Here is a 13599-nt window from a genome sequence, read left to right as displayed (position 1 = left end):
AGGAGCGGCCTTGTGTCGCGATGGGCCGCACAGCGGCCCCTGGCACAGCCGATACGATGCTTCGGGCACATCGCATCGGCAGGTTTAGCGGCCGCTTCGCGCCCGATCGCGACACAAGGCCGCTCCCACAGGGGTGGTGGTGAATCCGACAGGCTTACTGGATCAGGCCAAATTCCCTGGCCAGTGCCTTGTAGTCGGCCACTTGCTTCTTCACGTAGCCGTCCAGCTCTTCGCCGGTCATGGCGAACGGGAACAGCTCGCGCTGGTCACGCAGCTTGGCGAAGTCTTCCGAAGCCAGCATCTTGTCGAACGAAGCCTTCCACCAGGCATAGTCCTCGTCGCTCACCTTTGGCCCAAGGTAGAAGCCGCGCACTACCGGCCAGACGATGTCGTAGCCTTGCTCCTTGGCGGTGGGGATGTCTTTCATCTCGGGCTCGTCCAGGCGGTTTTCCGAAAACACTGCAAGGATGCGCATGTTGCCGCTCTGAATGTGCGGCATGGAGTCGGAAATGTCGGTAGAGCCGACCTGGATGTGACCGCCCAGCAGCGCCGTGGCAATTTCGCCACCGCCTTCCAGGGCCACGTAGCGCAGGTCACGCGGGTTGATGCCGGCAGCCTTGGCGATCAAGGCAGTCTGCATCCAGTCCTGGCTGCCGACGGTGCCGCCAGAGCCGATCACCACCTTGCTCGGGTCTTTTTTCAATGCCGCGACCAGGTCATCGAGGGTCTTGTAGGGCGAGTCGCTTTTCACGGCGATGGCGCCGTAGCTGGTGCCGACAGCCGCCAGCCACTTCACTGCGTTTTCGTCGAAGCGGCCGAACTTGCCTTGGGCCAGGTTCAGTAGTGAGCCGCTCGACCAGGCCACCAGGGTACCGGCATCGGCCGGGCGTTGGGCGACCACGGCGTTGTAGGCCACCGCGCCAACACCGCCGGGCATGTAGGTGACGCGCATGGGTTTGCTGAGGATCTTTTCCTGCACCAGGGCGCTTTGCACCAGCTTGCAGGTCAGGTCGAAGCCACCGCCCGGCGAGGCGGGGGCGATGCATTCAGGGCGTTTCGGTTCGGCGGCCAGAGCGTTGCCGGCCAACAGCAGGCAGCCGGTAGCGAGAACGAGGCGGCGCAGTGAAAAGGTCATCGTCTATCTCCGTGAGCGTTGTTGTTATTGGATTACCGCTATGGGGTTACCACAGCGCCACGCTGTAGCTGACCAACAGCCTCACTTCGTCCGCGTCGCGGGCGAAGTTGGAGCGGAAGGTGGCGTTGCGCAGGCGCACGGCGACGTTCTTCAACGGGCCGCTTTGTACCACGTACTTCAGTTCGGTGTTGCGTTCCCACTCTTTGCCTTCACCACCGGTCGCGCGGCTGACATTGTCACCGCTGATGTAGCGGGTCATGAAGGTCAGGCCGGGTACGCCGAGCGCGGCAAAGTTGTAGTCGTAACGCGCCTGCCAGGAACGCTCGTCGGCACCGGCGAAGTCGTTGATCTGGACGAAGTTGACCAGGTACGGGTCGGCGCCATCGACATATGGGAAGGCGCTGTCGCCCGACAGCTGCTGCCAGGCAGCGCTGACCTTGTGCCCGCCCAGGGCGTAGCTGAGCATGCCGTTGATGGTGGTGTTGTCGATGTTGCCGGCCTTGGCGGCGCCAGCATCGTCGCTCACCGCCAGGCGCAGGTCGGCACCGAAGGTGCCCGGGCCCCAGGGTTGGGTGGCGACCATGCCGATAAAGTGCTGGCGGTAGATATCGTCGAGCTGGGCGAAGTGGTAGCTGCCGGTGATGCGGTCGGTGAACTGGTAGTCCAGGCCGCCCAGGGTCAGGTTGTCGGCGCTGAAGGTGCCACCGAAGCGGCCATTCTTGTTGTTCAGCGCCAGGTCTTCCCAGTTGGTGTCGTTGCGGTCCTTGGCCTTGTCCAGGCGCCCGCCGGTGAAGGTCAGGCCCTTGATTTCCCTGGACGTGAGCAGGCCGCCTTCGAAGGTTTGCGGCAGGATGCGCCCGTCGTTGGGCTGCAGAGTCGGCAGTTCAGGGATCAGGGTGCCGATTTTCAGCTCGGTCTGGGAGAGCTTTACTTTGCCGGTCAGGCCCAGTTTGGAGTATTCGTCGGCGGCCTTGCCGTCATCGTGGGTCGGCAGCAGGCCGGTATCGGTGCGGTCGGGGCTGGAGTCGAGCTTGACGCCGAGCATGCCCAATGCGTCCAGGCCAAAGCCTACGGTGCCATCGGTATAGCCGGACTCAAAATTGAGGATGAAGCCCTGGGCCCACTCGTCGCGCTTGGATTGTTGCGCGCTGGTACCGTCGCGAAAGTCGCGGTTGAAGTACATGTTGCGGGTTTCGAAGGTGGCCGTGCTGTCTTCGAAGAAGGCGGCCTGGCTCATCGGGGCGACACCGGCAAGCGCGAGGGCGCTGGCGATGGCTGAGGGGCGTGCGGCAAAGGAACGGGTAGGCGTGAACGCCTGCGGCTGCGATGACAGCATCGTCGATGACTCCGTTTATTGTTCTTATTTGTTGCACCTTGCTGGTGCTTTTTTCGGCGCGAGGAGCGACCGTGGTGCGATGCTAGGCAACGAACCTTTCGCTAACCTTTCAGTGAGAAAGGTTTGTTACAAGGGGCTTCACAGGCCTGAGGACAGCGGTACACTCCGCGCCACCGCCCCACCCGAGCAGGGAGAAACCGATGCGTGTGCTGCTGGTCGAAGACCACCTGCAACTGGCCGAAAGCGTGGCCCAGGCCTTGAAAAGCCACGGCCTGACCGTGGATGTGCTGCATGACGGCGTGGCTGCCGACCTGGCTCTGGCCAGTGAGGAGTACGCCGTGGTTGTGCTGGATGTCGGCTTGCCGCGCATGGATGGCTTCGAGGTGCTGGCGCGCCTGCGTGGCCGTGGCAAGACCGTGCCGGTGCTGATGCTGACGGCACGCAGTGACGTCAAGGACCGGGTCCATGGCCTTAACCTGGGCGCCGACGACTACCTGGCCAAACCGTTCGAGTTGACCGAGCTGGAAGCACGGGTCAAGGCCCTGCTGCGCCGCAGTGTGCTCGGTGGCGAGCGTCAGCAACGCTGCGGGCCGCTGGTTTACGACCTGGATACCCGGCGCTTCACCCTCGGTGACGACAACCTGACCCTGACCTCGCGTGAGCAAAGCGTGCTGGAAGCGCTGATCGCCCGCCCGGGCCGGGTGATGAGCAAGGAGCAGTTGGCGGCGCAGGTGTTTGGCCTGGACGAAGAGGCCAGCCCCGACGCCATCGAGATCTACATCCACCGCTTGCGCAAGAAGCTCGACGGCCACCCGGTGGCCATCGTCACCTTCCGCGGCCTGGGCTACCTGCTAGAGCACCGCGATGCGTGACAACGGCAGCCTGCGCGGGCGCTTGCTGGGTAATCTGGCGCTGCTGCTGGTAGTGCTGATGCTGGCCAGCGGCCTGAGCGCTTACTGGAATGGCCGCGAGGCCGCCGACACTGCCTACGACCGCACCCTGCTGGCCTCGGCGCGGACCATCGCCGCCGGCCTGTCGCAGCGTGACGGTTCGCTGAGCGCGGATGTGCCCTACGTGGCGCTGGACACCTTCGCCTACGACAGTGCCGGGCGTATCTACTACCAGGTACTAGACATCAAGCAGCGGCTGATTTCCGGCTATGAGAACCTGCCGCCGCCGCCGCCAGGCACCCCACGCACCGATGACTACCCGGCCCTGGCACGGTTCTACAACGCCACCTACCTTGGCCAGGATGTACGGGTGGTCAGCCTGCTGAAGGCAGTGAGCGAGCCCAACATGAACGGCATGGCGGAGATCCGCGTAGCCGAAACCGAGGAAGCGCGGGTGCGCATGGCCCGTGGGCTGATGGCCGATACCCTGCTGCGTTTGGGCATGCTGGCGCTGGGCGCGCTGGTGATGGTGTGGTTTGCCGTGAGCGCGGCGTTGCGGCCGCTGGAGCGCCTGCGCACGGCGGTGGAGGAGCGCCAACCGGATGATTTGCGGGCCTTGCCGGTGGTGCAGGTGCAGCGCGAGCTGAGCCCGTTGGTGCGAGCCTTGAACCACTTTACCGAGCGCTTGCGCGGCCAGTTCGAGCGCCAGGCGCAGTTCATCGCCGACGCCGCCCATGAACTGCGTACGCCGCTGGCAGCTCTGAAGGCGCGGGTCGAGTTGGGGTTGCGCTCGTCCGAGCCGCAGGAGTGGCGGCAGACCTTGGAATCTGCCGCCCAGGGCACCGACAAGCTGACCCACCTCGCCAACCAGCTGTTGTCATTGGCGCGGGTCGAGAACGGTGCACGGGCAATTGCCGAAGGCGGTGCGCATCGCCTGGACCTGAGCCAACTGGCCCGTGAGCTGGGTATGGCCATGGCGCCCCTGGCGCACAAGCGCGGGGTGGCGCTGGCCCTGGAGGCCGAGGCCCCCGTATGGCTCAAGGGTGAACCGACGCTGCTCAACGAGCTGTTGAGCAACCTGGTGGACAATGCCCTGGCGCATACGCCGGCGGGGGGCAATGTGATTTTGCGGGTGGTGGCGCCAGCTGTGCTGGAGGTAGAGGATGATGGGCCAGGTATTCCCGAGGCTGAGCGCGAGCGGGTGTTCGAGCGGTTTTACCGGCGCAGTGCGCAGGGTAGCGGGCTTGGCCTGGCGATTGTCGGCGAGATCTGCCGGGCGCATCTGGCGCAGGTGAGCCTGCATGATGGCGAGAAGGGCGGGTTGCGGGTACGAGTGAGTTTCATCGCCGATTGATGTGTTGATTCCGCTGGCCCTATCGCCGGCAAGCCAGCTCCCACAGGACACCGCATGCCTTGAGGTCAAGGCAGTCGAAGTGGGAGCTGGCTTGCCGGCGATAGGGCCCGGGCAGGCTGACACAGCTCAGCGCAACATACTGCGCGCCTCAAGCAGTTCATCCACTTCCAGCTCGGTACCAAAAGGCAACCTCAGGTGGCGGTACGCGGGCAGTGCCGCCAACGGACGTTGACGACCACGCTGGCTGATACAGCGGGCGATCTGCACGATGTCGATGTAGTCGACCTTGTCGGTCTGCCGGTCCAGGTCCTGAACCTGGCTCGGCAAATTGATCAACTGCTCCGGAAACTCCCAGGCCTTGAGAATCTTGTCCCCCAGTACCGGCTGGATCTGCTCGATCACGTAATGCAGGCAAACCGGGTCGGACAACAGCTCGTTGTGCTCTTCGGCATAGATCAGCACTGGCAGCGCACCGATCTGGTTGACCAGCCCGCCCAAGGTGGCCTGTTCAGGCTTGAGCTGGGTATAGCGGCGACAAATTTCGTAGCTGATGCCTGCCACTTCCAGGCTGTTGGTCCAGATCTCGCGAAGCTTCTGTTCAACCGCCGGTGAGCGTGCATGGAAAATCTGCTCGATCACCAAACCAATGGCCAGGTTGCAGCTGTAGTTGATGCCCAGTCGCGTGATGGCGGTATGCAGGTCGGTCACCTCGACCGCCGCACGCAGCAGTGGGCTGTTGACTACCTTGATCAGGCGCGCTGAAAGGGCCGCATCCCGACCAATCACCTTGCTCAGGGCCGCTACGCTGATCTCGCTGTCTTCCGCTGCTTCGCGGATGCTCAAGGCAACCTCGGGCAGGGTTGGCAGGACCAGGTCATCCTTTTCGATGGCATCGAGCAACTGTGCTTGAACCATCTCGGCCAGCTTGTTCATTGACGTGTCTACCGCAGTGGTGGTGCGGCCCCGCCACGGGGGCGGGGCAGGCTGGTCAGCGCTGGATTTCCCGGTCGCGGTCCAGTTCGTAAGGCAGGGTCAGCACCTGCAGGCGTGGGCCTTCGAGGCTGCCCAGGTGCAGGTTGTCGTCTTCCACCGCGTCGGCGCTGAGCACCGCGAGCAGTTCGCAGCCAGCACCGTTGCCGGCGGCAATGACTACTTCACCGACCGCCGAGCCGTGGGTGGGCGAGAAGATCGCGGCACCCGGGGCCGGGATGGCCTGCTGGTCCAGTGCCAGTCGGTACTGGCGGCGCTTGAGCTTGCCCAGGTACTGCATGCGGGCGACGATTTCCTGACCGGTGTAGCAGCCTTTCTTGAAGCTGACGCCGTCGACGGCCTGCAGGTTGATCATCTGCGGGATGAACAGCTCACGGGTCGGTCCCATGACCTGGCCGATACCGGCACGAATCTGGCCTAGCAGCCATTCGTTGAGGCTGCCTTCAGGCAGGGCGCTGGCGAGGGCCTGGCGTACCGTGTCGGCATTGTCCGCCGGTACCCACAACTCCACACGTCCTGCGGACACGGCAATGGCGATCAGGCCTTCATGGCGCACGGTACTGCCGGCGTTTGCAGGCACGTCGAGCCCAAGCGCCTGTAGCGCAGCGTCACCGCCTTGCAGCCCGAAGCGTGCCCAGGCGGCGCTTTCGTCGGTCAGCGTGGCCTTGGAGAACACAGCGTACTTTTTCAGGTCGGCCAGTTGCGCCTCTAGCAGTTCGCTGGCCATGGCCAGCAGGTAACCGTTGCCTTCGGGCAAGATGCGAAAGCTCGACTGCATGCGCCCCTTGACCATGCAGCGGGCGCCGAGGCTGGAATGTTCCTGGCTGAGGTAGGTGATGTTGCAGGTCAGCTGGCCTTGCAGGAACTTGCCTGCATCGGAGCCGCGGACGGCGAGGATGCCCTCGTGGGACAGGGGGCAGAAGAAAGCGGAATCGGCCATGGGTCATCGCGGTGGCTTAAAGACTGGCGGCCATCATAGAACGCCGGTAACAAAATAGGTAGGTGACTAGACCAACGCCCGGTGTCGCCATGCTCGCCTGCCTGTATACTGGCGGGCCATTCGAGGAGGGCCCCATGGTCGAACAAACTGAACTCAACCGGCTTTTCTGGCATAGCCGCCGCGGCATGCTGGAACTGGACGTACTGCTGGTGCCTTTCACCCAGGAAGTCTACTCCACCCTCAACGAGACCGATCGCGAACTGTACGTGCGTCTGTTGAGCTGCGAGGACCAGGACATGTTCGGCTGGTTCATGGAGCGCACCGAGTCCGAAGACCCGGAGCTGCAACGCATGGTCCGCATCATCCTGGACCGTGTCCAGCCCAAGTGAGTGCTTCGAGTGCCGCTGGCAAGGCTCGCGCCTGCTGCTAGCGGCCTACCTGGGTTGCCAGGTGCTGGCGTGGCTTGCCGTGTGGGCGAGCCCGTTGCCTGATTGGCTTTCCTTTTCTGTTGTCGCCGCCTGTATCGCCCACGCTGGCTGGGCCATTCCCCGACGAATCCTGTTAACCCATGAGCATGCCGTTGTTGGGCTGCGCCGTGATGTGCGCGGCTGGCAGGTGTTCTGCCGTGCCCGTGGCTGGCAACCGGTGCGGTTGTGCCGGGACAGCGTGGCGTTGCCGCGGCTGGTGGTGTTGCGCTTTGAGCGGGCGGGGCGATGGATGGGGCAGAGCCAGTGCATACCGCAGGATGCGCTGGGGGGGGATGAGCATCGGCGCCTGCGGGTGCGGCTGAAGTTCAGCCGACGGCGCTGGGCAACGACAGCGGTGGGGTAGGGCCGAGAGGTGTTCGCCGTGGCAGGTTCAGAGCCCGGGAGACCGAGCGCAGCTCGCGATGCGCCGCGCGGGCGGCGCTCGATCTCACACACGCTGCACATTTCAAAGTGGGCTGAGGATGGTGTCCTTGGCCTCGTCCAGCATCCCCGGGTAATCCAGTGTGTAATGCAACCCACGGCTTTCCTTGCGCTGCATGGCTGACAGAATCATCAATTCGGCCACCTGCGCCAGGTTGCGCAGTTCGATCAGGTCGCGGCTGACCTTGTAGTTGCTGTAGAACTCGTCGATTTCGTCCAGCAGCAGGCGAATGCGGTGTTGGGCCCGCTGCAGGCGCTTGCTGGTGCGCACAATACCCACGTAGTCCCACATGAACCGCCGCAGCTCATCCCAGTTGTGCGCGATGATCACATCCTCGTCCGAGTCGGTGACCTGGCTGGCATCCCACCCTGGCAGGGCCTTGGGCATTGTCACGTGTTCAAGGTGCGCCTGGATGTCGGCAGCGGCGGCGCGGCCATAGACAAAGCATTCCAGCAGCGAGTTGCTGGCCATACGGTTGGCGCCGTGCAGGCCGGTGAAGCTGGTTTCGCCGATGGCGTACAACCCTGGCACGTCTGTGTGACCGCGGTCGTCGACCATCACCCCGCCGCAGGTGTAGTGCGCCGCCGGTACGACCGGGATCGGCTGGCGGGTGATATCGATGCCAAAGGCCAGGCAGCGTTCGTACACGGTGGGGAAGTGGCCCATGATGAAATCGGCCGGCTTGTGGGTAATGTCCAGGTACACGCAGTCCACGCCCAGGCGTTTCATCTCGTGGTCGATGGCGCGGGCCACAATGTCGCGCGGGGCAAGCTCTTCGCGCGGGTCGAAGCGTGGCATGAAGCGCTCGCCATTGGGCAGGCGCAGCAGCGCACCTTCACCGCGCAGGGCTTCGGTAATCAGGAAGCTTTTGGCCTGTGGGTGATACAGGCAGGTCGGATGAAACTGGTTGAATTCCAGGTTCGCCACCCGGCAGCCCGCACGCCAGGCCATGGCGATGCCATCACCACAGGCGCCATCGGGGTTGCTGGTGTACAGGTAGACCTTTGCTGCACCGCCGGTGGCCAGTACGGTGAAGCGCGCGCCGAAGGTGTCCACCTCACCGGTGTTGCGGTCGAGCACGTAGGCGCCCAGGCAGCGCTCGCCCGGCAGGCCCAGGCGACGTTCGGTGATCAGGTCGACCGCCACGCGCTGCTCCAGCAACTGGATGTTCGGGCGCCGGCGGGCCTGTTCCAGCAGCGTGGTGAAAATGGCTGCGCCAGTGGCGTCGGCGGCGTGGATGATACGCCGATGGCTATGGCCGCCCTCGCGGGTGAGGTGGAACTCGAAGCCTCCGTCGTCAACGCTGGAGTGCTCGTCGCGGGTAAAGGGCACACCTTGCTCGATCAGCCACTGGATCGCTTCGCGGCTGTGTTCGACGGTGAAACGCACCGCCTCTTCATGGCACAGACCGCCGCCGGCATTGAGGGTGTCCTCGACATGCGACTGCACGGTATCGGTGTTGTCCAGTACTGCCGCGACCCCGCCCTGGGCCCAGAAGGTCGAGCCGTTGGCCAGGTCGCCCTTGCTGAGGACGGCAACACGCAGGTGGCTGGGGAGGTTCAGTGCCAGGCTGAGACCGGCGGCACCGCTGCCGATCACCAGGACATCATGTTGGAATTGTTGGCTCATGTCGGGACACTAGTAATCTTTAGAGGGGGCGCGGCACAATAGTCACGCGCAGATGGCATTGTGAAACTATCGTTAAACTTGGCCAGGTTGCCTTTATAGCAGCCCGAGGTGGCCAATTTCCATGCCACTTGGCCACTTACCGAGGCGCGCGGCAACCTTTGTGGGAACTTTCCGACATGGCCGGAAATCCTATGAAGGTTGCCCGCACGTCACAATTTGTCGAGGCGACGCGGGGCGGCAAGACCTGTTCGGGTTGTCCCTGCGTATTCGAAACCTGATTATCGACGTAGCCGGCCGTGCCCGCGCCGCGTCTTCCGTGCAAGCCGACCAAGGGCTGCAGGAAACTTGCTTGGAGGGGAGAACTTTTGCGAAAAGCCCGAGTCTATGGTTGCAAGCCTGATCGATGGCTGTTGCAACGCTCCTTCGAGTTCACTGAGGAGTGTTCATGCTAACCCAGGAAGAGGATCAGCAGCTTGTCGAGCGCGTTCAGCGTGGTGACAGGCGAGCTTTCGATCTGTTGGTGCTGAAGTATCAGCACAAGATTCTCGGGTTGATCGTGCGGTTCGTTCACGATACCCACGAGGCCCAGGATGTCGCACAGGAAGCCTTTATCAAGGCCTATCGTGCGCTTGGCAATTTCCGCGGTGACAGTGCGTTTTATACCTGGCTCTACCGCATCGCCATCAACACGGCGAAGAACTACCTGGTGTCCCGTGGAAGACGGCCACCAGACAGTGATGTGAGCTCTGAGGATGCGGAGTTTTACGACGGCGATCATGGCCTCAAGGATCTCGAGTCCCCAGAGCGCTCGTTGTTGCGGGATGAAATCGAAGGCACTGTCCATCGCACCATCCAGCAACTGCCCGAAGACCTGCGTACGGCATTGACCCTGCGCGAGTTTGACGGGCTGAGTTACGAAGACATTGCCAGTGTCATGCAATGTCCGGTGGGTACCGTGCGCTCTCGAATCTTCCGCGCTCGGGAGGCCATAGACAAAGCCCTGCAGCCGTTGTTGCAGGAAACCTGAGACAGCGGCGACAGCCAAGAGAGGAACCGCCATGAGTCGTGAAGCTTTGCAGGAATCGCTGTCCGCGGTAATGGATAACGAAGCGGACGAACTGGAACTGCGTCGGGTGCTGAGCGCCGTAGACGATGCTGAAACCCGTGCCACCTGGTCGCGTTACCAGGTAGCCCGTGCAGCCATGCACAAGGAGCTGCTGCTGCCCAACCTGGATATCGCCTCGGCGGTGTCTGCGGCGCTGGCTGACGAAGCCGTACCGGCCAAGGTCAACAAGGGGCCATGGCGCAGCGTCGCTCGTCTGGCGGTTGCCGCCTCGGTCACCGTTGCGGTGCTGGCAGGCGTGCGGATGTACAACCAGGATGAAATCACCGGCGCCGAGCTGGCTGCGCAGCAGCCTGCGCAACAAGGCCTGAGCATGCCACAAACTCAGGGCCCTGCTGTTTTGGCAGGCTATAGTGAAAGCAGTGAGCAACCGACCGGGCCGATGGCTAACGGCGTGCTGCAAAACCAGGCCGGCTGGGATCAGCGTCTGCCGGGCTATCTGCGCCAGCATGCACAGGAGTCCGCGCTCAAGGGTACTGAAACTGCCCTGCCGTATGCCCGTGCCGCCAGCATGGAAAACCCCGCTAAATAAGGAGGATCATGCGCGCGCTACCTCTTCTGTCGCTGCTGATTGGCAGCTGCATGACGGTGCCGGTATTGGCAGCCAACTCATCGCCCGAGGCGAACGAGTGGCTGAACAAGCTGGCACTGGCCGAGAAAAAGCAAAGTTACCAGGGCTCGTTCGTCTACGAACGCAACGGTAGCTTCTCTTCCCACGATATCTGGCACAGGGTCCAGGACGGCAAAGTCAGCGAGCGGTTGCTACAGCTTGATGGCGCCGCCCAGGAGATACTGCGCGTGGATGGCAAGGTGCAGTGTGTCAGTGGGGCCTTGGTCAGCGGAGTGACCGCCCCTACGGACACTGCGCAGCGTGTGCTTGATCCGCTGAAACTGATGGGCTGGTACGATTTGAGCGTTGCAGGCAAGTCACGGGTCGCCGGGCGCGATGCCGTGATCTTGACCCTCACTCCTCGCGACCAGCACCGCTATGCCTTCGAATTGCATTTGGACCGCGCCACAGGCCTGCCACTGCGTTCGTTGATGCTCAACGACAAAGCGCAGTTGCTGGAGCGCTTCCAGATGACTCGCCTCGATACCGACGAACCGCCTGTCGACGATGACCTGCGCCCCAGTGCTTCATGCAAGCCGGTGCAGCGTGTTGCCTCTGTCAGCAACGACAGCGTCGCTGGCTGGCGCTCGGACTGGCTCCCGCCAGGGTTCGAGCTTGTCAACAGCTCGGTACGGCGTGATCCCAAACATGACAGCACGGTCAGTAGCCTGATGTACGACGATGGGTTGGCGCGCTTCTCGGTGTTCCTTGAACCCGTGAAGGACGATACCGGGACCGATGTGCGTACCCAGCTTGGCCCGACCTCGGCGGTTTCGCGACGGCTTAACACCCCCAAAGGCAAGGTGATGGTCACCGTAGTTGGCGAAATTCCGCTGGGTACGGCAGAACGCGTCGCGTTGTCGATGCGGCCCCAGGATGCCCAGGCGCGCCAGTAATGGCGCGCTTTTGAGGGCCATGCCAAGGCGAACGGATATGCGCCTGAAATGAAATTAAAGCATTGTCATTTGCAATCTACTGGCAAATTTTCTATAGGTCAGGCTTCTAGGAGCCTGGCCTTTCCTGCATTGTGCAGGGGCCTTTCTAAACTACCGCTCGTTGTGACGGGAGCCGTATGTCTACACCACGCTTGAAATCCTACCTATCAATGTTCGCCGCTGTGCTCATGCTCGGCCAGGTGCTCACCGCCCAGGCCGAGGAAGCCTTGCCGGACTTCACCACGCTGGTCGAGCAGGCCTCGCCGGCCGTGGTCAACATCAGTACCAAGCAGAAGCTGCCAGATCGTCGTATCGCCGCGGGGCAGATGCCGGACCTGGAAGGCCTGCCGCCGATGTTCCGCGAGTTCTTTGAGCGCAACATGCCGCAGCAGCCGCGTTCGCCGCGTGGCGACCGCCAGCGCGAGGCGCAATCGCTGGGTTCGGGCTTCATCATTTCCAGCGATGGTTACGTGCTGACCAACAACCACGTGGTGGCCGACGCCGACGAAATCATCGTCCGCCTGTCGGACCGCAGCGAGCTGCAGGCCAAGCTGGTCGGCACCGACCCGCGCACCGACGTGGCCCTGCTGAAAGTCGAAGGCAAGAACCTGCCGATCGTGAAGCTGGGTGATTCCGAGAAGCTCAAGGTGGGCGAGTGGGTGCTGGCCATTGGTTCGCCGTTCGGCTTCGACCATTCGGTGACCAAAGGTATCGTCAGTGCCAAGGGCCGTACGCTGCCTAATGAGACCTACGTCCCGTTCATCCAGACCGACGTCGCCATCAACCCGGGTAACTCGGGCGGCCCGCTGTTCAACATGAAGGGCGAAGTGGTGGGTATCAACTCGCAGATCTTCACCCGTTCTGGCGGCTTCATGGGCCTGTCGTTCGCCATCCCGATCGATGTGGCGCTCGATGTGTCCAATCAGCTGAAGAAAGATGGCAAGGTCAGCCGCGGCTGGCTGGGTGTGGTGATTCAAGAGGTCAACAAGGACCTGGCTGAATCCTTCGGCCTGGATAAACCAGCGGGTGCGCTGGTGGCCCAAGTGCTGGAAAACGGCCCGGCAGCCAAAGGTGGCCTGCAGGTGGGTGACGTGATCCTGAGCATGAACGGCCAGCCGATCGTCATGTCGGCCGACTTGCCGCACCTGGTCGGTAGCCTCAAGGACGGTGAAAAGGCCAAGCTGGAGATCATCCGCAACGGCAAGCGCCAGACCCTGGACGTCGGTGTGGGCGCCATGCCGGATGACGATGCCGACATCGGTACCGGTGCCGGCGCCGAAGGCAGCGCCGAGCGCAGCAGCAACCGCTTGGGCGTATCGGTGGCTGACCTGACCGCCGAGCAGAAAAAGTCCCTCGAACTCAAGGGCGGCGTGGTTATCAAGGAAGTGCAGGATGGCCCTGCAGCGATGATCGGCCTGCGTCCGGGTGACGTCATCAGCCACCTGAACAACCAGGCCATTGGTTCGGCCAAGGAATTCACCGAAATCGCCAAGGAACTGCCGAAGAACCGCTCGGTGTCCATGCGCGTGCTGCGTCAGGGGCGTGCCAGCTTCATCACCTTCAAGCTCGCAGAATAAGCGGATTTGTAGGCAGGAAAGGGCAGCTACGGCTGCCCTTTTTCATGAAAATTCACAATTGCAGACGCCAAAGCGCTGCACAGCCCGATAGAGGAATCTCCCATATCCCTGCTGCTTGAGGTACAATTCCCGGCTATTTTTCGGCGGGCGTCCCGGCTCGCAGCCTTTTCG

General features: G+C 62.8%; 13 protein-coding genes. 8 read left to right on the top strand and 5 right to left on the bottom strand.

Going from position 1 to position 13599, the window contains the following annotated elements; genetic code table 11:
• Nucleotides 1–154: 154 nt before the first annotated feature.
• Entirely contained in the window at nt 155–1135 is a 981-nt protein-coding gene (locus CKW35_RS11955) for a tripartite tricarboxylate transporter substrate binding protein (RefSeq protein WP_016488839.1), read from the bottom strand.
• Nucleotides 1136–1181: 46 nt separating this feature from the next.
• Nucleotides 1182–2471 carry an OprD family porin gene (locus CKW35_RS11950; protein WP_016488838.1) on the bottom strand — a complete coding sequence of 430 codons (1290 nt, stop codon included), beginning with the start codon at nt 2469–2471 and terminating at the stop codon, nt 1182–1184.
• 200 nt (nt 2472–2671) lie between these two features.
• Here CKW35_RS11950 and CKW35_RS11945 point away from each other — a divergent pair, with 200 nt between their 5' ends.
• Both CKW35_RS11945 and CKW35_RS11940 read left to right on the top strand, forming a co-directional pair.
• Nucleotides 2672–3343 (top strand): response regulator, encoded by a 672-nt coding sequence (locus CKW35_RS11945; protein WP_016488837.1) that lies wholly within the window; start codon nt 2672–2674, stop codon nt 3341–3343.
• The gene (locus CKW35_RS11940; RefSeq protein WP_070086524.1) at nt 3336–4715 is read left to right on the top strand and encodes a sensor histidine kinase; all 1380 of its coding nucleotides are present in this window, start codon (nt 3336–3338) and stop codon (nt 4713–4715) included. Before CKW35_RS11945 ends, CKW35_RS11940 begins: the two co-directional genes overlap by 8 nt.
• Before the next feature lie 126 nt (nt 4716–4841).
• Here CKW35_RS11940 and CKW35_RS11935 read toward each other — a convergent pair whose 3' ends face one another.
• The gene (locus CKW35_RS11935; RefSeq protein WP_016488835.1) at nt 4842–5648 is read right to left on the bottom strand and encodes an HDOD domain-containing protein; all 807 of its coding nucleotides are present in this window, start codon (nt 5646–5648) and stop codon (nt 4842–4844) included.
• Between the two features lie 55 nt (nt 5649–5703).
• On the bottom strand, nt 5704–6645 hold the full coding sequence (locus CKW35_RS11930; protein ID WP_016488834.1) for a folate-binding protein YgfZ: 942 nt from the start codon (nt 6643–6645) through the stop codon (nt 5704–5706).
• 134 nt (nt 6646–6779) lie between these two features.
• Here CKW35_RS11930 and CKW35_RS11925 point away from each other — a divergent pair, with 134 nt between their 5' ends.
• Complete coding sequence (locus CKW35_RS11925; protein WP_016498168.1) at nt 6780–7034, top strand: succinate dehydrogenase assembly factor 2; 255 nt, start codon at nt 6780–6782, stop codon at nt 7032–7034.
• Complete coding sequence (locus CKW35_RS11920; RefSeq protein ID WP_016488832.1) at nt 7018–7476, top strand: protein YgfX; 459 nt, start codon at nt 7018–7020, stop codon at nt 7474–7476. Before CKW35_RS11925 ends, CKW35_RS11920 begins: the two co-directional genes overlap by 17 nt.
• A 102-nt stretch (nt 7477–7578) precedes the next feature.
• On the opposite strand, the gene nadB is transcribed toward CKW35_RS11920, so the two are convergent.
• On the bottom strand, nt 7579–9183 hold the full coding sequence (gene nadB / locus CKW35_RS11915; RefSeq protein WP_023047119.1) for an L-aspartate oxidase: 1605 nt from the start codon (nt 9181–9183) through the stop codon (nt 7579–7581).
• A gap of 445 nt (nt 9184–9628) precedes the next feature.
• On the opposite strand from nadB, the gene rpoE reads away from it, so the two are divergent.
• From rpoE to CKW35_RS11895, 4 genes are all read left to right on the top strand, one after another.
• Nucleotides 9629–10210: an RNA polymerase sigma factor RpoE gene (gene rpoE / locus CKW35_RS11910; RefSeq protein WP_003252049.1), complete on the top strand. Its 582-nt coding sequence runs from the start codon at nt 9629–9631 to the stop codon at nt 10208–10210.
• Nucleotides 10211–10241: 31 nt separating this feature from the next.
• On the top strand, nt 10242–10838 hold the full coding sequence (locus CKW35_RS11905) for a sigma-E factor negative regulatory protein (protein ID WP_016488830.1): 597 nt from the start codon (nt 10242–10244) through the stop codon (nt 10836–10838).
• An 8-nt stretch (nt 10839–10846) separates the two neighbouring features.
• Nucleotides 10847–11812, top strand: coding sequence for a MucB/RseB C-terminal domain-containing protein (locus tag CKW35_RS11900; RefSeq protein WP_095115988.1), 966 nt, complete (start codon nt 10847–10849; stop codon nt 11810–11812).
• A gap of 209 nt (nt 11813–12021) precedes the next feature.
• Nucleotides 12022–13428 carry a DegQ family serine endoprotease gene (locus CKW35_RS11895; RefSeq protein ID WP_371262331.1) on the top strand — a complete coding sequence of 469 codons (1407 nt, stop codon included), beginning with the start codon at nt 12022–12024 and terminating at the stop codon, nt 13426–13428.
• The last annotated feature ends 171 nt before the right edge of the window (nt 13429–13599 follow it).

It is taken from the genome of Pseudomonas sp. Irchel 3F3 (assembly GCF_900187545.1).
GTDB lineage: Bacteria > Pseudomonadota > Gammaproteobacteria > Pseudomonadales > Pseudomonadaceae > Aquipseudomonas > Aquipseudomonas fortuita.
Note: the sequence above shows the minus strand (reverse complement) of the source record. Positions and strands in the feature narration are given on the sequence as shown.